Source organism: Pseudomonas sp. RT4P38, assembly GCF_054897765.1.
The window spans coordinates 3,437,416-3,458,158 of record NZ_CM142703.1 but is presented as its reverse complement, the minus strand read 5'-3'; the positions used below and the strand labels follow the sequence as shown (position 1 = coordinate 3,458,158).

General features: G+C 60.3%; 15 protein-coding genes. 11 read left to right on the top strand and 4 right to left on the bottom strand.

The features are described from left to right. Positions 1 to 59 precede the first annotated feature (59 nt). The 3 genes from ACYZT7_RS15990 to ACYZT7_RS15980 all read right to left on the bottom strand — a co-directional run bounded on the left by ACYZT7_RS15990 (position 60) and on the right by ACYZT7_RS15980 (position 4,155). A complete protein-coding gene (locus ACYZT7_RS15990) occupies positions 60 to 1,160 on the bottom strand; it encodes an AI-2E family transporter (protein ID WP_462037334.1) in 1,101 nt (366 codons plus the stop codon). 78 nt (positions 1,161 to 1,238) lie between these two features. Continuing rightward, a complete protein-coding gene (locus tag ACYZT7_RS15985; protein ID WP_462037333.1) occupies positions 1,239 to 1,874 on the bottom strand; it encodes a response regulator transcription factor in 636 nt (211 codons plus the stop codon). Positions 1,875 to 1,878: 4 nt separating this feature from the next. Then, positions 1,879 to 4,155: a PAS domain-containing sensor histidine kinase gene (locus ACYZT7_RS15980; protein WP_462037332.1), complete on the bottom strand. Its 2,277-nt coding sequence runs from the start codon at positions 4,153 to 4,155 to the stop codon at positions 1,879 to 1,881. A gap of 230 nt (positions 4,156 to 4,385) precedes the next feature. On the opposite strand from ACYZT7_RS15980, the gene ACYZT7_RS15975 reads away from it, so the two are divergent. The 10 genes from ACYZT7_RS15975 (at position 4,386) to ACYZT7_RS15930 (ending at position 17,394) form a co-directional block, all read left to right on the top strand. Further along, positions 4,386 to 6,008, top strand: coding sequence for an acyl-CoA synthetase (locus ACYZT7_RS15975; RefSeq protein ID WP_462037331.1), 1,623 nt, complete (start codon positions 4,386 to 4,388; stop codon positions 6,006 to 6,008). Positions 6,009 to 6,140: 132 nt separating this feature from the next. Continuing rightward, a complete protein-coding gene (locus ACYZT7_RS15970; protein ID WP_462037330.1) occupies positions 6,141 to 6,467 on the top strand; it encodes a DUF485 domain-containing protein in 327 nt (108 codons plus the stop codon). Then, a complete protein-coding gene (locus ACYZT7_RS15965; RefSeq protein ID WP_462037329.1) occupies positions 6,467 to 8,137 on the top strand; it encodes a cation acetate symporter in 1,671 nt (556 codons plus the stop codon). Before ACYZT7_RS15970 ends, ACYZT7_RS15965 begins: the two co-directional genes overlap by 1 nt. Before the next feature lie 64 nt (positions 8,138 to 8,201). Then, on the top strand, positions 8,202 to 9,974 hold the full coding sequence (locus ACYZT7_RS15960) for an acyl-CoA dehydrogenase C-terminal domain-containing protein (RefSeq protein ID WP_462037328.1): 1,773 nt from the start codon (positions 8,202 to 8,204) through the stop codon (positions 9,972 to 9,974). A gap of 129 nt (positions 9,975 to 10,103) precedes the next feature. Continuing rightward, entirely contained in the window at positions 10,104 to 11,372 is a 1,269-nt protein-coding gene (locus ACYZT7_RS15955) for an OprD family porin (RefSeq protein ID WP_462037327.1), read from the top strand. A 102-nt stretch (positions 11,373 to 11,474) separates the two neighbouring features. Beyond that, on the top strand, positions 11,475 to 11,981 hold the full coding sequence (phaR, locus tag ACYZT7_RS15950) for a polyhydroxyalkanoate synthesis repressor PhaR (protein ID WP_462037326.1): 507 nt from the start codon (positions 11,475 to 11,477) through the stop codon (positions 11,979 to 11,981). Between the two features lie 332 nt (positions 11,982 to 12,313). Next, complete coding sequence (locus ACYZT7_RS15945; protein WP_462037324.1) at positions 12,314 to 13,171, top strand: c-type cytochrome; 858 nt, start codon at positions 12,314 to 12,316, stop codon at positions 13,169 to 13,171. Between the two features lie 15 nt (positions 13,172 to 13,186). After that, entirely contained in the window at positions 13,187 to 14,557 is a 1,371-nt protein-coding gene (locus tag ACYZT7_RS15940; protein ID WP_462037323.1) for a cbb3-type cytochrome c oxidase subunit I, read from the top strand. After that, entirely contained in the window at positions 14,557 to 15,372 is an 816-nt protein-coding gene (locus tag ACYZT7_RS15935; protein WP_462037322.1) for an AAA family ATPase, read from the top strand. Before ACYZT7_RS15940 ends, ACYZT7_RS15935 begins: the two co-directional genes overlap by 1 nt. Next, on the top strand, positions 15,373 to 17,394 hold the full coding sequence (locus tag ACYZT7_RS15930; RefSeq protein ID WP_462037321.1) for a nitric oxide reductase activation protein NorD: 2,022 nt from the start codon (positions 15,373 to 15,375) through the stop codon (positions 17,392 to 17,394). It abuts the gene before it with no gap. Between the two features lie 93 nt (positions 17,395 to 17,487). Here the strand turns inward: ACYZT7_RS15930 and phaP are convergent, their stop codons facing one another. After that, positions 17,488 to 18,057 (bottom strand): TIGR01841 family phasin, encoded by a 570-nt coding sequence (gene phaP, locus ACYZT7_RS15925; RefSeq protein ID WP_462037320.1) that lies wholly within the window; start codon positions 18,055 to 18,057, stop codon positions 17,488 to 17,490. 255 nt (positions 18,058 to 18,312) lie between these two features. Here phaP and ACYZT7_RS15920 point away from each other — a divergent pair, with 255 nt between their 5' ends. Continuing rightward, positions 18,313 to 20,742 (top strand): DUF3141 domain-containing protein, encoded by a 2,430-nt coding sequence (locus tag ACYZT7_RS15920; RefSeq protein WP_462037319.1) that lies wholly within the window; start codon positions 18,313 to 18,315, stop codon positions 20,740 to 20,742. The last annotated feature ends 1 nt before the right edge of the window (position 20,743 follow it).

The following is a 20,743-nucleotide window of genomic DNA, read 5'->3' as shown; positions in this document are numbered from 1 at the left end:
CCCTCTCTCGTCAGGGCGAGCGGCCTGAACATCTTTCATGCTAGCGCAAGCCCAGGCAGTCATAACGTCGGCGGGACGTCCGGTCTGTCCTGCGGCTGATCCTTCACCCATTGCCAGAACAACCGATAGCCGACCGCAAGCACCACCGGGCCGATGAACAGTCCGATGATGCCGCTGGTGACCATGCCGCCCAAGGCACCGATCAACACCACCGGCATCGGCACATCGACACCGCGCCCCAACAGCAACGGTTTAAGTACGTTATCCACCAGGCCAGCAACGAAGACATAGATGGAGAAGACGATGGTCGCCGTGCTGGCACCCTCGGTGGTGAATACAAACGCAATCACGGGCAGCGTAATCAGCGTCGCCGGTAATTGCATGATGCCGAGCAGCAGCACCCCCAAGGCAAGCAGACCGGCACCCGGAACACCCTTGAGCACGAAACCGAGGCCCACCAGCAGCATCTGGATGAAGGCAATGCCGACCACCCCCAGCGCGACCGCACGGATCGTCGCGGTACACAGCTCGGCGATTTTCGGCCCCTTGCCCGGACCACTGACGCGGGTCGCGATCTCGACCGCACTGCGGCTGCCGCTCGCGCCATGGGCCATGAAAATGCCGGCGATGATCAGCGCAAAGATAAAGGTGAGGAAGCCCATGCCGACGCCGGCCAGCTTGCCCAACAATGTCAGGCTGACGCCTTTGATCTGCGGTACGTACTTCTCCGTCAGACCGGGAAGATCGGTTGAAGCCTGCAGCCAGAGGGCCGATAGCGGTTTGCCGACCAATGGCCAATCGGCGACTGAATCGGCCGGTGGCGGAATATGGAAACCGCCGTTCTTGACCACGCTTATCGCGTGCTCGACCGAGTCGGCAATCGAGGTGCCCAACAGATAGATCGGCACCATGAGAATAACGATGGCGACCAGCACAATCAGCGTCGCAATACGCCCCTCTTTCTGACCCAGCGGCCCCTTGAGCCGCTCTTGCAGGGGATAAAGGGTGATCGCCAGGATCAGCGACCACAGCATCAGGTCGCGGAACGGGCTGAATATCTCGAAGCAGAAAAGCACCAGAATGGCGATCAGCCCGGCACGAATCAGGACGTCAAGCAGACTGCGAGTGAACGCCTTCTCGGAGCTGGATGTGGGCACCATGGCTGCCTCCTTGCAGATCGCTGCAGAGGTATGAGATCGGTTAGCCCAGCATAGACGCTCAACAGAAAACGCGAGAAATCACCGCAGCTTGAGCGGATCGACCAGTTCAGCGGCGATGGCCATGCCCACCAGATCCGGCAAGGTATTGGCCTGCATGCGTTTCATCACCCGCGAGCGATACAGGTCGACGGTTTTTGCGCTCACGCCCAGTTGTTCAGCGATTTCACGGGTGGTGTAACCCTGCACCAGTGGCAGCAAGACATCGCGCTCCCGTGGGGTCAGTGTGAGCAAACGCGCCTGCAGTTCTTCGTGTCCCTGATTGCCTGAGCGGTTGGCCGCGCAGTTGCTGAGTGCCTGTTGCACGCTGTCCAGCAGCAACTGCTCGTTATAAGGTTTCTCGATGAAGTCATGGGCGCCTGCCTTGAAAGCGCGAACCACGATCGGCACATCGGCGTGCCCGCTGACGAAAATGATCGGCAGGTTCAGCTCACGTGCGCGCATTTCTTCCTGCACGTTCAAACCGCCCATGCCGGGCATGCGAACATCGAGCAGCACGCAGGCATCGAGCGTGGCATCACAGGCACTGAGAAACTCTACGCCACTGGTAAACGGCAAGGCTTTGAGCCCTACCGACTCCAACAACCAAACCGTTGAATCGAGCATGCCTTGGTCATCGTCGACCACATACACCACGTGCTCCGTCACACCTGCCATTACGTTATTCCTGTTGTTGTTTTGTTGGGCCGGCCAGCGGCAAGCGGCAGCACATCAGCAACCCGACAGGTTGGCGTCGGGCCTGCAATTCGCCACCAAAACCTTCGATGATGCTACGGCTCATGGACAAGCCAAGTCCCAGACCATCGGCCTTGCTGGTATAGAACGGGGTAAATATCTGCTCCAGTTCGGGCTCGCTGACGCCCGGCCCCTGGTCTTGCACACTGATTTCCACGGTTGCACCACCGCCCTGCCCGGCAGCCATCACGATCAGCGAAGGTTGCCCCGGATGTTGTTCGCGGTTGGCATCAATGGCATTGCGCAACAGATTGAGCAGGACCTGCTCCAGCAGCACCCGGTCGGCATAAATCGGCGGCAGATTATCCGGCAGTCGATCCTCGATTGTCACTTGGCAATTGCTTGCCTCCCAGGCACACAAACGCACAGCCTCGCGGGCGACGTCGGTGAAATTCAGGGCCTGCATCCGGCGTTGTCCCTTGCGCAAAAACGCGCGCAAACGTCTGATCACTTCCGAGGCATGCGTGGCGTGATGGGTAATGCGTTCCAGCCCTTGCGCCACTCGGGCGGCGGCCTGGGGATTGGAATCCAGCGTCTGTAAATAGCGCTGGCTGGCATTGGCGTAATTGACCACCGCCGCCAACGGCTGGTTGATTTCGTGAGCGATGCCCGAGGCTAATTCACCCAGGGTGACCAACCGCGCGGTGTGTGCCAGTTCGTCCTGATGGCGGCGCTGTTGCACTTCACGCAGTTCACGCTCGGTCATGTCCCGTGCGACCAAGGAGTAATAGCGCTCGCCGCCGGCCGAACGGTGCGCCAGCAGCACCAGCGATACCGGCACGGAAGTGCCGCCACCCGGTGGCTGCAACCGCGCATCGGTGCTCCAGACACCGTCACGTTCGGCGCTGCTCCAGCCATCACGCTGCAGACGTGCCAGGTCGCTGCTGGCGAACAATTGCGCCAGGGCCGGCATCGGTTGTTGCTCGTCGATCCCGAGGATGCGCCGCGCCGCCGGGTTGAGATAGGTGACCTGCCCCTCGGGGTCGATGAACAACACCGGATCGGTGTTGGCCTCGACGACTTCCGCCAGGCGCCGCTTGTTCTCTTCGGCTTGCACCCGGGCGGTAATGTCCCGGGAGACGCTGACCACTTCGACCACCGTCCCGGTGTAGGTTTCACGAATCGCCCGGCTCGCGGTTTCGAACCACAGGTAATGCCCGTCTCGATGGCGAATGCGGTACGTCATCGTGTGATAACCGTCCTGCTCCAGGGCATCCCGCGCACGCTGCACCAGGCTGGCCAGGTCCTGACCATGGAACAAACCCTGGGCCATTTGCCCGCGCAACTCCTCCGGCCAGTAGCCGAGCAATGTCCAGGACGCCGGCGAGGCATCGAGAAAGCGTCCGTCCGGTGTGTGCCGGGAAATCAGGTCGGTGGTGTTCTCGATGATCAGCCTGTACAGCCTGCGTGCCGTGGCGGCTTCACGCTCGGCCAGCACTTGTGCCGTGGCATCGCGGCAACGGGCGAGCACACGGTTGTCCTGCGGATCAGGGATAAACGTCCAGATCAGGATCTGCGCTTCGAACTGGGCTTCGACCCCGTCGATGGCGCGTTGCTGGTCGAGGCAGGCACGGACCAGCACCCGGTGATTGACCGGCAGAAAACCCAGCACATCAGTCAGCGGTTTTTCGGCGAGCAGTGCCAGCAGCGCCGCGTTGAACTCCAGCGGTCGGCCCTGTGCATCGAGCAACAGACTCGGTTGCGGATCGTGACCCAACAGCGGCGAGCCGCGCAGCATGCCATTGACGCTGCTCAGCAAGGTCGTCAGCAAGTCCTGCACCCAACCCAGCCAATCAAGACTCACGCCCTCGCACACTTCCACCAGCAACAACCCCGGCAGCCCCGGTTGCAAGGCCAGATCAAACACCTGGCCATGGCTGATGGCGGCCCGACGCAATCGACCGGACAACCAGCAATCGAGTTGGCGTACTTGCGCCAGATCCAGGCGCCCCGCCTCGACCAGCCGATCAAACAGCAACTGATCGCTGGCCAGCGAAGGGTCGCCCAGCCCCGGTGGAAAATGCTGGGCGGCGCCCTCGTGACTGTAAATCCGCGCATTGGCTTGCCAACTCAGATAAACCGCCCGGTGCACCTCTGGGCATTCCTGCAACGCACGGCACAACGCATCGGCCCGGGCGGCCAGAGACACCCCCTCGCGCTGCAGGCGCAACCAGCTGTGCAATCGAACGGGAGTCAGGGTCATCACAGGTCCGCTTCGTTGGGGAAGCCAAGGATATACCGGCCTTGGCGGTGTCACTGTATTCATTTAGACCTGCCAGAATAAAATATAGTACATATACTATATAACGTAGGTTGTACTTCCATATCTGTAGCTGAATGTTATATAAAGCAAGCCGGACATAAAAGGTGCCCTCAGCGGCGACGCTGCAAGGTCACCTATAGAGCTAACAATCAGCCACCGAGTACCCGTACATGTCGATCTATGAACAAGGGCTAGGCCCTGCGGCTGTCAATCATATTGCCTTGTCTCCGCTCAGCTTCATCGAGCGCACCGCCAGCGTTTATCCGGACTACCCCGCCGTCATCCATGGCTCTATTCGCCGCACCTGGGCGCAGACTTACACCCGCTGCCGCCGTCTGGCTTCGGCGCTGGCCGGTCGCGGCATCGGCAAGAACGACACGGTGGCGGTGATGCTGCCCAACATTCCCGAGATGCTTGAAGTGCATTTCGGCGTGCCAATGATTGGCGCGGTGCTCAACCCGCTCAACGTGCGTCTGGACGCCGAAGCCATCGCCTTCATGCTGCAACATGGCGAAGCCAAGGTGCTGATTACCGACCGCGAGTTCCATGATGTGATTCACGCGGCGATCGGCATGCTGGATCACCCGCCGCTGGTCATCGACGTTAATGACCCGGAATACGGCGAAGGCCAGGCGGTCAGCGATCTGGACTATGAAGCGCTGTTGGCCGAAGGCGATCCGGCCTACGCCTGGCAATGGCCGACGAACGAATGGGACGCCATTTCGCTGAATTACACCTCAGGCACCACCGGCAATCCGAAAGGTGTGGTTTACCACCATCGCGGTGCTTACCTGAACTCGTTGGGCAACCAGATGACCTGGGCCATGGGCAACCATCCGGTCTACCTCTGGACCCTGCCGATGTTCCACTGCAACGGTTGGTGTTACCCGTGGATCATCACCGCGCTGGCCGGTGTGCATGTGTTTCTTCGCCGTGTCGATCCACAGAAGATCCTCACGTTGATCCGCGAGCATCAGATCACTCACTTGTGTGCTGCGCCGATCGTGCTCAACGCGCTGGTCAACATGCCGGAGTCGGCAAAAGCGGCGATCGATCACCCGGTCAACGCCATGGTCGCCGGCGCCGCGCCGCCGGCCAAAGTGATCGGTGCCGTGGAAGAAATGGGCATCAAGGTCACTCACGTTTATGGCCTGACCGAAACCTATGGTCCGGTGACGCTCTGCGCCTGGCATGCCGAATGGGATGAGTTGCCGCTGGAAGAGCGAGCGCAAATCAAATCCCGTCAGGGTGTGCGTTACCCGACGCTCGAAGGCGTGATGGTCGGCGACTCGAAGACGCTGGAACCCACCCCGCGTGACGGTCAGACCATCGGTGAGATCTTCATGCGCGGCAACACCGTGATGAAGGGCTACCTGAAGAACCCGACCGCCACGGCCGAAGCGTTCGAAGGCGGCTGGTTCCACACCGGCGACCTGGCGGTGTGTCATCCCAACGGTTATGTGGAGATCAAGGACCGCCTCAAGGACATCATCATTTCCGGTGGCGAGAACATTTCCACCATCGAACTGGAAGGTGTGCTCTATCGCCATCCGGGTGTGATGGAAGCCGCCGTCGTCGCCCGTCCTGATGAGAAGTGGGGCGAAACGCCCTGCGCCTTTATCACATTGAAGGCTGATCACCAGGACGTTCGCGAGGCCGACATCATCAGTTTCTGCCGCGAACACCTGGCCGGTTTCAAAGTCCCGCGCACGGTGATTTTCACCCTGTTGCCGAAGACTTCAACCGGCAAGATCCAGAAGTACGTTCTGCGCGACAGGGCCAAAGCGCTCTAACCGAATCGACGTTGTACCCGTCAAGCGGCCGGTGTTTTTACCAGCCGCTTCGGGCTCGTGCAGGCCGGATTCGGCTCTGCCCTGCCCTTAAATACCAAAAGCACCGATAACAACAACAAGGTGGAGCCACCCATGATCGACATCCATTCAACCGATACCCAACGCTGTGAACGCATTCGGTCCAACCCGAAATTTCTTCAATTGGTGAGCAGACGTTCGCGTCTGGCCTGGTCACTCAGCGCTGCGGTGCTGGGCACTTACTACGCGTTCATGCTGGTGGTGGCGTTTGCCCCGCAGTGGCTGCATGCGCCGCTCGCCGAGCATCGGATGTTGACCCTGGGCATGCCGGTTGGCGCGGCGATCATCATTTTTTCCTGGCTACTGACCGGTTGGTACGTCTACAGCGCCAACACGCGCTTCGATGCCCTGGGCGCCGCTATTCTCGAGGAGAGCAAGTAATGACTTTGCTCCGTAAACTGATCCTCGCCGCTGTCGGGCTGGTGCCGGCCTCCGTTGTGCTGGCTGCGCCCGCGCTGGGTGCGGTGGAAAAACAACCGCTCAACCTGCATGCGATCGGCATGTTCTTCGTCTTCGTTCTGGGCACGCTGGCCATCACCTGGTGGGCCGCGCGGCAAACCAAATCCACGTCTGACTTCTACACCGCGGGCGGTGGCATCACCGGGTTCCAGAACGGTCTGGCGATTGCCGGCGACTACATGTCCGCGGCCACGCTGCTGGGGCTGTCCAGCCTGGTGTTCGCCAAGGGCTACGACGGCTTCATCTATACCATCGGCTTCTTCGTCGGTTGGCCGATCATCACCTTCCTGATGGCCGAGCGCTTGCGCAACCTGGGGCGCTACACCTTTGCCGACATCGTGTCCTATCGACTGGACCAGAACAAAGTGCGGATTTTTGCCGCGTTTGGTTCGTTGACGGTGGTGTGCTGCTACCTGATCGTGCAGATGGTCGGTGCGGGTCAATTGATCAAACTGCTGTTCGGCCTCGACTACCCGGTTGCGGTGGTGATCGTCGGCGCACTGATGCTGGTGTATGTAATTTTCGGCGGCATGATCGCCACCACCTGGGTGCAGATTATCAAGGCTGTGTTGCTGCTTGCTGGCGGCACGACCCTGGCGTTGATGGCCATGTCGCAATTCGGCTTCAGCTACGAAACCCTGGCCAGCAAAGCCGTCGAAGCCCATGCCAGTGGCTGGAACATCATGGGCCCCGGCTCGATGCTCGCCGACCCGATCAACACCGCTTCGATGTCGCTGGGCCTGGTGTTCGGGATTGCCGGCCTGCCGCACATTCTGATGCGTTTCTTCACCGTGCCTAACGCCAAAGAAGCTCGCAAATCGGTGTTCTACGCCACCGGTTTCATCGGCTTCTTCTTCCTGGTGGTTTGCACCCTGGGCTTCGCCGCGATGGTGATCATCGGCACCGACCCGCAGTACTACGTCAATGGCGAAGTCGGCGGCGCCTTGATTGGCGGCGGCAACATGGTCGCCATGCACCTGGCCAAAGCGGTCGGTGGCAACCTGTTTTTCGGTTTCCTCGCAGCCGTCGCCTTCGCCACCATCCTCGCGGTGGTCTCCGGGCTGGCCCTGGCCGGTGCTTCGGCGATTTCCCATGACCTCTACGCCACAGTGTTCAAGAAGGGTAAAGCCAGCCAGAAACAGGAAATGCGCGTGACCCGCATGGCCACGGTTGGCCTGGGCATCATCGCGATTCTGCTGGGCATTCTGTTCGAGAAGATGAACGTCGCGTTCCTGGTGGGCCTGACGTTCGGCATCGCGGCGTCGACCAACTTCCCGGTGCTGATCATGGCCATGTACTGGAAAGGCTTGACCACCAAAGGCGCGATCATCGGCGGTTTCGCCGGCCTGCTCTGCGCGCTGGTGCTGGTGATCCTCTCGCCAGCGGTCTGGGTCACTGTGCTCGGCCATGCTCACGCGATCTTCCCGTACGACCACCCGGCGCTGTTCTCCATGCCGCTGGCGTTCTTCGTGATCGTCATGGTGTCGAAACTCGACCGCAGCGTGCGGGCCGACAAGGAGCGTGACGCTTACGCCGACCAGTTTGTTCGCGCCCAGACCGGCCTCGGCGCCGCCAGCGCTTCCAGCCATTGATTGAAAGGGCACGGCCTGCTCAAGCGGCGCCGTGCCCATCGCACAACCTTTTGAGGTTCACGTTATGCCCGAATTCAACGCCCCGCTGCGCGACATGCGCTTTGTGCTGCATGAAGTGTTCGACGCCCCGGCACTGTGGGCACGCCTGCCAGCCCTGGCCGACAGTGTCGACGCCGCCACCGCTGACGCCATTCTTGAGGAGGCGGCCAAAGTCACCTCGCACCTGATTGCGCCATTGAATCGCAGCGGCGATGAGGAAGGCGCCCAGTGGGTCGATGGCCAGGTCAGCACGCCAATCGGTTTCAAACAGGCTTATGCCACCTACATCGAAGGCGGCTGGGTGGGCCTTTCCGGTAACGCCGATTTCGGCGGCATGGGCATGCCGAAGATGCTCGCCGTGCAGTTCGAAGAAATGCTCTACGGCGCTAACTCCAGCTTCGCCCTGTATTCGGCGTTGAGTTCCGGTGCCTGCCTGGCGCTGGATGCCCACGCCAGCGACACCCTGAAAAACCTCTACCTGCCGCCGATGTATGAAGGCCGCTGGGCCGGTTCCATGTGCCTGACCGAAGCCCACGCCGGCACCGATCTGGGGATTATCCGCACCCGTGCCGAACCTCAGGCCGATGGCAGCTTCAGCATTACCGGCAGCAAGATCTTCATCACCGGGGGTGATCAGGACCTGACCGAAAACATTGTCCATCTGGTGTTGGCCAAACTGCAGGACGCGCCTGCGGGGCCCAAAGGCATCTCGCTGTTTGTCGTCCCCAAAGTGCTGGTCAATGCCGACGGTTCCCTCGGCCATGCCAACGCCGTGAGTTGCGGATCAATCGAACACAAAATGGGCATCAAGGCCTCGGCCACCTGCGTGATGAACTTCGACGGCGCCAGCGGTTGGTTGGTCGGCGAAGCCAACAAAGGCCTGGCAGCGATGTTCACCATGATGAACTACGAGCGCTTGTCCATCGGCATTCAGGGCATTGGCTGCGCCGAAGCGTCCTATCAGAGCGCCGTCACCTATGCCCGCGAACGTGTGCAGAGCCGCGCGCCGACCGGTGCCATCGCACCGGACAAAGTGGCCGACCCGATCATCGTCCACCCGGATGTGCGGCGCATGCTGTTCAGCATGAAAGCCATGACTGAAGGTGGCCGTGCGTTCGCCAGCTATGTCGGGCAGCAACTGGACTTGGCGAAGTTTTCCGATGACGCCAAGGAGCGCGACAGCGCGCAAACCCTGGTCGCGCTGCTCACCCCCGTGGCCAAGGCGTTTTTCACCGATACCGGACTGGAAAGCTGCATCAACGGCCAACAAGTGTTCGGCGGCCATGGCTACATCCGTGAATGGGGCCAGGAACAATTGGTCCGTGACGTGCGCATCGCGCAGATCTACGAAGGCACCAACGGCATTCAAGCCCTGGACCTGCTCGGACGCAAAGTGCTCGCCGATAAGGGCTTCGCGCTGCGCCAGTTCACCGCTGAGATCCGTCATTTCGCCCATCAGCCTGATGCGCCCTACTCCACTCAACTGTTCGCTGCCGTGCAGCGTCTGGAAGACCTGAGCGACTGGCTGCAGGATCAGGCCGCGACCAACCGCAACGAAGTCGGCGCCGCTTCGGTGGAATATTTGCACCTGTTCGGTTACGTCGCCTACGCCTGGCTTTGGGCGCGCATGGCACAGGTTGCCAAGCAAAAGCTGCACGAAGACGAAGGGTTTTATGGCGCGAAAATCGCCACCGCCGACTTCTATATCCACCGCCTGCTGCCACGCATTTTTAGTCTGGAGCAATCCATTCGCGCGGGCAGTGCCTCCTTGTTTGGCCTGAGCGCCGAACAGTTCTAACGATTGAACCGCACGCGGCGCCACGCTCCTATCTTTTCGGCGTTCGCGTTTTTTTATTGATAAGCCCTCGCCCACCTGGCGAGGGCCGCGGGACCTGTCTTTCCATAATAAAAACAAAGGGGCTTCACCATGGACCGCAACACCCGCACCCTCGCTACCCGACTGTTGCTGGCCGGCGGCGTCATCAGCCTCTCGGCCCCCGCCGCCGCTGACTTAGTCAAAGACAGCAAGGCCAGCCTCGAGCTGCGCAATTTCTATTTCAACCGTGACTATCGCCAGGACAACGCCGCCCAATCCAAACAAGAGGAATGGGCCCAGGGTTTCCTGCTGCGCTATGAATCGGGCTTCACCGACGGTTTGATCGGTGTCGGTTTCGATGCCATCGGCCTGGTCGGCGTCAAGCTCGACTCCAGCCCCGATCGCGCAGGTTCTGGTCTGCTCAAACGTCACCGCGACACGAGCAAAGGGGCGCAGGACGAGTACGGCGAACTGGGCCTGACCGCCAAAGTGCGTGCCTCCAAAAGCACGCTGAAACTCGGCACGCTGCTGCCGAAACTGCCCACGTTACTGGCCAACGACTCACGGCTATTGCCACAAACCTTCAAGGGCGGCCAGTTGACGTCGCTGGAACTCGACGGCCTGACCGTGGATGCCGGGCGACTGACGCAGGTCAATCAGCGCGACTCCTCGGACTACGAGGACATGGGCATCACCCGAACCGGCGCCAAGGGCATCACCACACGTCATGTCGATAGCGACAGCTTCGATTTCGCCAGTCTGAACTATAAATGGACCAGCAACCTCGCCACCGGTTACAGCTACGGTCACCTCGACAACTTCTACAGCCAGCACCTGGTCAACCTGACCTACGTGTTGCCGGTCACAACCGGCCAGTCGTTGAAGACGGATCTGCGCTTCGCTCGCTCCACGGACGATGGCGGCAGTAATATCGATAACAATGCCATCGGCGCGATGTTCACTTACAACCTCGGCGGGCATGCGTTGGGCCTGGGTTACCAAGGCATGAGCGGCGACACCGGCTACGCCTACGTCAACGGCACCGACGCCTTCCTGGTGAACTTCGTGCAGATCGGCGACTTCGCCAGCAAGGACGAAAAATCCTGGCAGGCGCGTTACGACTACAACTTTGCGGTGATTGGCGTTCCGGGCCTGACCTTCATGACCCGCTACATCACCGGCTCCGATATCGATCTGGGCAACAACCGCCCGGAGGGCAAGGAATGGGAACGTGATACGGACATCGGCTATGTCGTGCAGAGCGGCCCGCTGAAAAATGTTGGGGTGAAGTGGCGGAACGCGACGGTGCGCTCGACTAACTTCGGCAGCGATCTGGATGAAAACCGCCTGATCGTCAGCTACACCTTGCCGATCTGGTAGTGCTTGATCGTTCCCGCGCTCTGCGTGGGAACGATCATCCGCGGCAGTGGCCAGAGTAGGATAAGATGCCTGCAAATCAGGTTCGCCACGAGACGCCCCCGTATGTCAGATAACACCCCCCGCCTGATCAAGAAGTACCCCAATCGCCGACTGTATGACACCCACACCAGCAGTCATTTGACGCTGGCGGACATACGCCAGTTGGTGGTCGACAAAATTGCCTTTCAGGTGGTCGATGCCAAGAGCGGCGAGGATCTGACGCGCAGCATCCTGCTGCAAGTGATTCTGGAAGCCGAAAGCGGCGGTGAGCCCATCTTCACCACCGAGATGCTGATGGGGGTTATCCAGTTCTACGGCCCTTATCAGGGCGTGCTCGGCAGTTACCTGGACAAGAGCATTCAGACCGTCATCGACATTCAGTCCCAGACCGGCGCGCAGTCGTCCGAGGCCTGGAGCGACTTCATGCATCAACAGGCCCCGGTGATGCAGGACCTGATGCGCCAGTATGTCGACCAGTCGAAGGCGCTTTATCTGAACACCCAGAACCTGTTTGGCATGTTCGGCGGCAAGCCAGACGCTGATGGCGGAAAGAAAAAAGACGGTGAATGAAGTCCACCCGAGTCATTGACAGTCGCGCGACGTCTACTAGGCTCACAGTCATCCTGCCTCCCCCACTGAACCACGGCACTTAACCGCAAGGCTTGGTGAAGTCGTCAATCTTTAGCGCCTGTTCGCAGCTGTTCGAATGCAGACCTCAAGCAATCGTCAGCGCAACGGGCTAACGCTCTTTCCACCTGCACTTTCAGATTGGGAGGCCGTCGTGCAAAAAGTCTTGAAGCTCGTCAGCTATGCAGTGCTCGTGCTGATGGCCAGCGCGGTCGTCTATGCCGGAGTGATCGGCATCACCTATTGGACCGGTATCGGCGTATAGGGAGTTCGCAATGAACAAACGCCAGACACGCTCGTTCGCGCTGATATCGACGGCGATCGCCGCTGTGGTGTTTCTGGGCATGACCGTTGATAGTCACCGGCAGTTCCCCACACTGACCAATGCCCAGCAAATCACGCCGCAGGTCACTCGCGGCAAGGATGTCTGGCATCAATACAATTGCATCAATTGCCACACCTTGTTCGGCGAGGGGGCTTATTACGCCCCGGACCTGACGAAAATCACCCAGCAACGCGGCGCCCCGTATCTCACTGCGTTCCTCAAAGACCCCTCAAAGTTCTATGACGAGAAACGCCATCGTCGTCTGATGCCGAACCTGAAACTCGGTGACGAGGAAATCGCCGATTTGATCGCCTTCCTCGACTGGGTGAGCAAGGTCGACAATCAAGGCTGGCCGCCGCGCCCGATTCTGGTGACCGGTGCGTCGATCCCCGGCATGGACCTCACCGTGGCACAGCAGAATGCCACCGACGACCAACCACCTCCCGCCGCCCGCCCGGTGTCCGGCAAGGAAGACCCGATCGCCTTGGGCGAGGCGTTGTTTCGAACGACCGCAACGCCGGTGTGCAGCGCTTGCCACTCGATTGCTCCGGGTGTCAACCTCGCCGGGCCATCACTGGCCGGGTTGGCCAGTCGGGCCAAGCAGGTCATCGCCTCGCCTGACTACAAGGGCAAGGCCAAGGACGCCGAAGGTTTCATCCGCGAATCCATCGTCACGCCGAGTGCCTACCTGCATCCGGGCGACATGTTTTCCGCCAACGGCATGTCCTTCATGCCGGACACCTTCGCCAAATCGCTAACGCCCGAACAGATCGATCAACTGGTCGCCTATCTGGCGTCGTTCCAGTAACCGCAGGGGATGACCATGCGCTACAGATCTCAATCCGTCGCCTACTGGTATTTCGCCGTTGCCATGGTGCTGTTCGGCCTGCAACTGGTCTTCGGCCTGCTATCGGCAGCGAAATACCTCGGGCCGGACCCACTACTGAACCTCTTGCCATTCGATGTCACCAAGTCCATTCACACCAATCTGTTGATCGTCTGGGTGCTCACCGGTTTCATGGGGGCGACCTACTGGATGGTGCCGGACGAATCCCGTGGCGAGCTGCACAGCACCAAACTGGCCTACATTCAGCTCGGGTTGTGGACGGCCATGGGTGTCACCGCCGTTCTTGGCTATCTGTTCGGTTATGGCACCGGGAACAAGCTGCTCGAACAGCCGCTGCCCCACAAGATCGTGATCGTGATTTGCATGCTGATGTTTCTCTACAACATCGGCATGACAATCAAGAAAGCCGGGCGTTTCACCGCCACCGAGGGTGTCCTGCTGCTGGGCTTGGCCAGCGCCGCAGTGCTCTTTCTGCCAGCGCTGCTGCACTATGAAAATTACGTGGTGTCGATCTATTACCGCTGGTGGACCATCCACCTGTGGGTCGAAGGTGTTTGGGAGATGATTCAGGGCGGCTTTCTTGCCTATCTGCTGATCCGGCTGTCCGGTGCTGACCGCGAGGTGATGGAGAAGTGGCTGTACGTCATCGTCGGCCTGGTGTTCATTGCCGGCATTCTGGGCACCGCTCACCATTATTACTGGATCGGTGTTCCCCATTACTGGCTGCCACTGGGCGGCTTCTTCAGTGCGCTTGAGCCGATGGCGCTGATCGGTATGGCGATCTATGCCTACAACGCGATGCGCCGCTCCGGCCTCTCTCACCCCAACAAACTGGCCTTGCACTGGACCTTGGGCAGTGCGGTGTTCACCATGTTCGGCGCCGGTCTGCTGGGGTTGGCTCACACCTTCCCCGACGTCAACAAGTGGACCCACGGCACCCTGATTACTGCGATGCATGGCCATGCGGCCTTCTATGGCGCTTACGCCATGATTGTCCTGGCGATGATCACCTATGCGCTGCCCGGCATGACCCGTCGTCCGGCGGAGGAAAGCAGTATCGGTTACTGGGCATTCTGGCTGCAGTTGGGCGGAATGTTCGGCATGACCCTGTCATTTGCCACGGCGGGCATTGGTCAGGTGTACCTGGAGCGCATTCTCGGCCTGGGCTACCTGGACGTGCAGCTGAAAATTCAGGTGCACTTCCTGATGCTGGTGGCGACGGCGTCGATGTTCAGCCTGGGTGCCGGACTGTTCATCTTCGAATTTTTCCGCCATGCGCCGGACTTCAATGTCGATGAAGCCGATCCGGTCCTGGCCACACCTCGAGCCTCAGGCGCGGCGCTGTGATGGAACGTTCGCTGATGCACACCGAACCCGCAGCGCTGCAAGCTGAACCCTATTACCAGCCCAGCGGAGACGAGGTGGCGATTTTCGAGCAATGCCATGCGCAGCAACTGGCCGTCATGCTCAAAGGCCCCACCGGTTGTGGCAAGACCCGTTTTGTCGAACACATGGCCTGGCGTCTAAAACGCCCGCTGATCACTATTTCCTGCCATGACGATCTGAGTGCCAGCGACCTGGTCGGGCGTTTCCTGATCGGTCATCAGGGCACCCATTGGACGGAAGGCCCGCTGACCCGAGCCGTGCGCGAAGGCGCTATCTGTTACCTGGACGAAGTGGTCGAAGCACGGCAAGACACGATTGTCGTCCTGCACCCGCTGACCGACCACCGACGCATCCTGCCGCTGGACAAAATCGGCGAGATCCTCGAAGCCTCACCACACTTTCAGCTGGTGGTGTCCTACAACCCCGGTTACCAACGCATTCTCAAGGATTTGAAGCCGAGTACCCGACAGCGCTTTGTGGCGCTGGATTTTGACTTCCCGCCGGCCGAGCGCGAAATCGCCATCGTCATCCATGAGGGTGGCACCGACTACGCCACCGCGCACGCCCTGGTCACCCTCGCCCAGCGGCTACGCGCCTTGCAAGACCGCGGTCTGGCGGAAGTCCCCAGCACCCGTCTGCTGATTGCCACGGCACGGCTGATCACCCACGGCATTGCTGCGCCCATCGCGTGCCGGGTCGCGTTGATCTCGCCGCTGTCCGATGACGCCGTGTTGGTCGCGGCCATGCGCGACCTCGTCGACCTGACGTTTATCTAGATGGCTGAAGCCGAAGACCTCATCACTGACGTCGCTCGCCACGCTACGGTGTATGCACAGGCGTTGTGGCGTCGTCACCGGGCACCCTCGGACGCTGCAAAAATCGTCACCCTCGGGGATGTCGCACAACACCTCGATTTACTGATCAAAGCGGTGTTTGACACCCACTATTCGCTGCGTGTCGCGCAACCACCCTCGCCCCCCACGTTCCTGAAAAAGCTTTTGCTGCGTCATGAAAAGCCGTGTCGGCAAAGCGCCGTCCCGGCGACCGATGGCGTGACTATATGGCTGCCGGAGGACTTGGGCAGCAACGAGGCTCCGCTCACGCTGCAACGCTATAAAACCCTGGCCTTGCAACAGGCGATGCGTGCCAGACGAGGCAGTGCCAGCGCCCTGTCAGCCCTCGGCAACCCGATGCAGCGCAGCGTCTATCTGCTTTTAGAAGCCTGGGCCGCCGATACGGATTTAGTGCGACTGTTGCCGGGGTTGGCGCCATCGATCCATGGCTTGCGCCAACATGCCCTGGCGACTCGCCCGCCGCTTCACGCCTTTCCAAACCCGCGACACCCCCTGGAAAATTTTCTTCGTTTACTGCTGCGTAGCGAATGCGGTAAGCCTCTGGAAGGGCTGGAGATACCCGACAAAGCGGCCGACTCGGTGCAACAGTCAGAAACCCTCGCAAGACGTCTCCTGTCCGTCGACGAATCTCACGGGCTCGGCGCTCATCTGTTGCTGCTCGATGCGTGGACCGGCGACCTGCGCGAGCCGTCGGTGGGTCTGAAGGTGCAGCCCTTGCCCGGCGAAATCGACACCGCCGATACCCTGCCCCGCAGCGCCCGCCTCGCACGTCAGCCCACTGTGCGCGAAGCCTCTGCCGACGAGGACGATGATCAGGAACAAGGCCTGTGGATGGTGCAACCCGCCGAACCGCTGGAAAAGGCCGAAGACCCCATGGGGATGCAGCGCCCAGCCGACCGGGATACCGATACCCCGCCGGCTGATTTCGCCGACTCATTGTCCGAACTCAACGAAGCCCGACTGGTGATCACGGCAGGTCGGCCGAAAGAAGTGTTGCTGTCCGACAACCCGCCACAGACCCGCGTTCAGCACGGCGCACAAGATCTCGCCAGCAACGCAATCAGCTACCCCGAGTGGGATTACCGCCGCCAGGCCTACCGTGATCCGGGTGCGACGCTGCACCTGTGTCCCGCCTTGGAAGGTCCGCAGCAGTGGGTCGAGCGAACCCTCGACACTCACCGTCCGGTGCTCGATGCCATCCGCCGGCAATTTGAAAGTCTGCGAGCCCAACGCGTCAGGCTGCGCAAACAATGGGAGGGCGACGATATCGATCTGGAGGCGTATATCGACGGTTGCGCCGAGGCCCGCGCCGGGCTGAGCATGCCGCAGGCGCTGTATCAGACCCAGCGCCGTGGCCGGCGCGACATGGCGATCATGTTGCTGATCGACGTCAGCGGCTCTACCGACAGCTGGCTGTCCAGCCATCGCCGGGTCATTGATGTCGAGCGCGAGGCGTTGCTGCTGGTCTGTCTGGCGCTGGAGAGCCTGGGCGAGCCTTATAGCGTGCTGGCGTTTTCCGGCGAAGGGCCGCAGCGTGTCACGATCCGTACCCTGAAAGCATTCGATGAGCGCTACAGCGATGAAGTCGGTCGGCGCATTGCCGCCCTCGAGCCGGAACGCTATACCCGGGCCGGTGCCGCCCTGCGCCACGCCAGCACATTGCTGATGCGCGAAGCCGCCACCCACCGCCTCTTATTATTGCTCTCCGATGGCAAGCCGAACGATGTTGACCAGTACGAAGGCCGCTATGGTGTCGAAGACATGCGTCAGGCAGTGATCGAAGCCAAGCTCCAAGGCATCTATCCCTTCTGTTTGACCATCGACCGCCAAGCGGCGAATTACCTGCCGGCGGTATTCGGATCGCGGCAATACGCCTTGCTGCACAGACCAGAATTGTTGCCCAGTGTAATGCTGGACTGGATCAGACGACTGGTATCAACGTGAACCAGAGCCTTCCTTCCAAAGTTTTTCGCGGCACACAAAAAATGGCGATGGGGAATGATCCCATCGCCATTGGTGCCGCTTGCTTGACGTGACTTACTTGTTACCGCTGGTAGCCTTGGCGCTGGCTTCCGGGGCCGCTTTCGTGGCCGCGGCAGTCGCTGCGTCGAAATTGCTCTGAGCCACATCGGCAGCCTGTTTTACGGCTTTCTGTGCACTTTCGAACACAGTACCGGCATTCGCCAGGCTCGACTTGAACGCGGCCACAACAGGCTCGGAGCCGGCCGGTGCATTCTTGCTGATCGCTTCCACGAACTCTTGCACTTGTTGGGTGCCAGCTTCGACCTGACTCGAGGTCAGTTTGGCGATGTCCGACTGAGTACCGACGATCAGTGCTTGAACCTGACGGTTGAACTCGGCCAGGCGTTCGGTTTGCGCGCTCGGCTGGGTGAAAGAAGCCTGCAGCTCAGCGAAACCTTGTGGATCACGGACGGCCAGCAGCTTGCGAACACCTTCGAACTGCTCTTCGGCGGATTCGCGCAGTGCCTTGAACTGCAACTGGCTGAGCTGTTCAACGCTGGCGAAGACTTTGCCGCTGATTTGCTGCAGAAGATCGAGGTTGGCTTTCTGAGCGGTTTGCAGTTTTTCCGAATTGAAAAAAGACATGCTTGAATCTCCTGGTACTGGAAGGCCCTGATGGACCTGAAGACGCGATAGCGATCCGGCCAGTCATCGCGTTAGCCTTGATATTGCAGTGCACAAAACCATTTGGCAACGTCTATTTTTGTGCGGTGCAAAATAAACTTTGCTCATGCTCTCCCTATTCGCTATAAACTCCAGTCTATCGAACGGCGAGCCTAGCCCTCTTTAACTAAAGGGTTCAGATGCGCAGGTTCCCACGTAGAGCGTCAGGAGATCACGATGGGTCAGGAAGTCAATATTGCGCTGCAAGATGAAGAGCTTTCCGGACCCATCGGTTTGTTCGAACACCTGAATCATCTGCAACGCCTCAATACCCGTAACGTCCTCGACGCCGTGCAGAAGCGCCAGGCAAAAACCTTCGCGCCTTTAAACCTTGGGCAACTTAGACAACCGACGCCCGCTGACTGGCAGGAATACTTCACGGACTTTGGCCAGCGCAGCGTGTTGTTCTGGGACACCTTGCGCCAGCGCGGCGACAACACCCTGGCCCACGAACGCGCCGGTTATCCGCTGCTGCTCAAGTTCAATCATGAAACGCTGGTCGCCGGGGAAGACCTGCGCCGCCCGGTCAACTATTCGCTGTTGCAAATCCTCGGTGGCCCCGGTCAACAGATCGACAGCAAAAAACAGCCGGTGATCATCATTGACCCGCGCGGCGGCCACGGCTCGGGTATCGGCGGGTTCAAACAGGATTCGGTCATCGGCGAAAGCCTGAGAGCCGGCCACCCCACCTACTTCATCTCCTTCAGTCACTCGCCCCGCCCTGGGCAAACCCTCGCGGACATCGTCGAAGCCCAGGCGCGGTTCATCGAAGTCGTCAGCGCCCGGCATCCGGACAGCGCCAAACCTGTCGTCATTGGCAACTGCCAGGCGGGCTGGGCGTTAATGGGCCTGGCCGCCACCCGGCCGGAGTTGCCAGGGCTGATCATCGTCAACGGTGCGCCGTTGTCGTACTGGGCCGGCGTCAACGGGCGCAATCCGATGCGCTACACCGGCGGTTTGCTGGGTGGTGGCTGGATGGCGCGCCTCGGCAGCGACCTCGGCAATGACCGTTTCGACGGCACCTGGCTGGTGAGCAATTTCGAACACCTGGACCCGGCCAACACCTATTGGGGCAAGTACTACCACTTGTTCAGTGAAGTCGACAGCGAGGCCGCACGTTTTCTGGATTTCGAACGCTGGTGGGGCAGCCCGACCCTGCTCAATGGCGAAGAGATCGAGATGATTGTCGACGACCTGTTCATCGGAAATCAGCTGTCCGGCGGCCTCGGTCGCAAGAGCAGCGGGCTTGACCTCAAACTGATTGAAGTGCCGGTGGTGGTGTTCTGCTCGTATGGCGACAACATCACCTCCCCGCAGCAGGCACTGGACTGGATCACCGACGTCTATCCCAGCGACCTCGCGTTGCAAAATGCCGGACGCACCATCGTGTACCTGCGGCACGCGAGCATCGGTCATCTGGGCATCTTCGTCTCCGGTGAAGTGGCGCGGCGTGAGCACCGTGAGTTACTCGGTGCGGTCGATGAAATCAATGCGCTGCCAGCCGGGCTGTATGAAATGCTGATCGAAGACCTGCCGGAAAACTCGGCGACGCCGTATGCCGTGCGTTTCGAGCCCCGGCGCATCGCCGACATCCATGGCGAAGTGCAGAAGCCTCGTGATGACGATCGCGAATTCGCGCTGGTCCAGCGCGCGTCCGACATCAACAACGGTGTGTACGACGAATTCATACGCCCATGGCTGCGCCAGCTGATCAACGAACCCAGCGCCGAACTGCTACGCCGGGCACACCCTTTCCATCAGCAGCAAGTGGCCTGGAGCAGTTTGAACCCGGCGTTGTGGTGGCTGGCAGGAAGCGCCGCCCAAGTGCGCAAGGATCGTCACCCCGTCAGCCAAAACAACCCGTTGCTGGTCTGGCAGGAACTGTTTTCCAACCAGATGCAGGACGCCTTGAACGGCTATCGGGATCTGCGCGATGCGGCTCAGGAAATGTGTTTCTACGGCGTGTATGGCGTACTCAATAGTCTCACCGGGAATGCACCCGGGCGAAATCTCCAGGAACATGCCAAGCAACACGATAAGGTCCTGATCGAGCGCCTGCAAGATGCCCTGCCCCTTGGCGGTCTGATGGAAGCCTTGATACGGATTCTGTTCCTGCTCGGCCGCGACAGCGACGAGCCGGGCAAGGAAAGTGTCGAAAAATTGATCCTGCAACTGCAGGTGTTGCTCCAGGACTACAGTGCCGGGCCGCTTGATCTGCGCGAAACCCTGCGCCTGCAAAAACTGCTGGTCGCCACTCACCCGCAAGAAAGCCTGCACAGTCTGCCCTTGATGCTGGTTGAGGTCGAAGAACGCCAACAAGTGTTGGCGGCCGTCGCCAATTTGCTGCCGGATCTGCTGACCAGTGGCGCAGACAACCCATTCTGGTGTGAGCTGCACACGCTGCTCGACGTCCCCCTGCCAGGTTTCAGCCTGACCCAACCACCCGCTGAGGCCGATGCCATCGAGGAGAAAATCCCGACGGCAACCCCAGAACTGATCAAGCAGAAAGCCCCGGTGGTAATTCCCGAGCCCATCGCCAAGGTTGCGAGTCCAGTGCGCAAACCTGCCAAGGGCAAGAAAGGCGTAAAAAAACCTCCGGTGAAATAAC

Coding starts and splice junctions, on each gene's coding strand:
- ACYZT7_RS15990 (WP_462037334.1), bottom strand. CDS start 1,160: ATGGTGCCCACATCCAGCTCCGAGAAGGCGTTCACTCGCAGTCTGCTT.
- ACYZT7_RS15985 (WP_462037333.1), bottom strand. CDS start 1,874: ATGGCAGGTGTGACGGAGCACGTGGTGTATGTGGTCGACGATGACCAA.
- ACYZT7_RS15980 (WP_462037332.1), bottom strand. CDS start 4,155: ATGACCCTGACTCCCGTTCGATTGCACAGCTGGTTGCGCCTGCAGCGC.
- ACYZT7_RS15975 (WP_462037331.1), top strand. CDS start 4,386: ATGTCGATCTATGAACAAGGGCTAGGCCCTGCGGCTGTCAATCATATT.
- ACYZT7_RS15970 (WP_462037330.1), top strand. CDS start 6,141: ATGATCGACATCCATTCAACCGATACCCAACGCTGTGAACGCATTCGG.
- ACYZT7_RS15965 (WP_462037329.1), top strand. CDS start 6,467: ATGACTTTGCTCCGTAAACTGATCCTCGCCGCTGTCGGGCTGGTGCCG.
- ACYZT7_RS15960 (WP_462037328.1), top strand. CDS start 8,202: ATGCCCGAATTCAACGCCCCGCTGCGCGACATGCGCTTTGTGCTGCAT.
- ACYZT7_RS15955 (WP_462037327.1), top strand. CDS start 10,104: ATGGACCGCAACACCCGCACCCTCGCTACCCGACTGTTGCTGGCCGGC.
- phaR (WP_462037326.1), top strand. CDS start 11,475: ATGTCAGATAACACCCCCCGCCTGATCAAGAAGTACCCCAATCGCCGA.
- ACYZT7_RS15945 (WP_462037324.1), top strand. CDS start 12,314: ATGAACAAACGCCAGACACGCTCGTTCGCGCTGATATCGACGGCGATC.
- ACYZT7_RS15940 (WP_462037323.1), top strand. CDS start 13,187: ATGCGCTACAGATCTCAATCCGTCGCCTACTGGTATTTCGCCGTTGCC.
- ACYZT7_RS15935 (WP_462037322.1), top strand. CDS start 14,557: ATGGAACGTTCGCTGATGCACACCGAACCCGCAGCGCTGCAAGCTGAA.
- ACYZT7_RS15930 (WP_462037321.1), top strand. CDS start 15,373: ATGGCTGAAGCCGAAGACCTCATCACTGACGTCGCTCGCCACGCTACG.
- phaP (WP_462037320.1), bottom strand. CDS start 18,057: ATGTCTTTTTTCAATTCGGAAAAACTGCAAACCGCTCAGAAAGCCAAC.
- ACYZT7_RS15920 (WP_462037319.1), top strand. CDS start 18,313: ATGGGTCAGGAAGTCAATATTGCGCTGCAAGATGAAGAGCTTTCCGGA.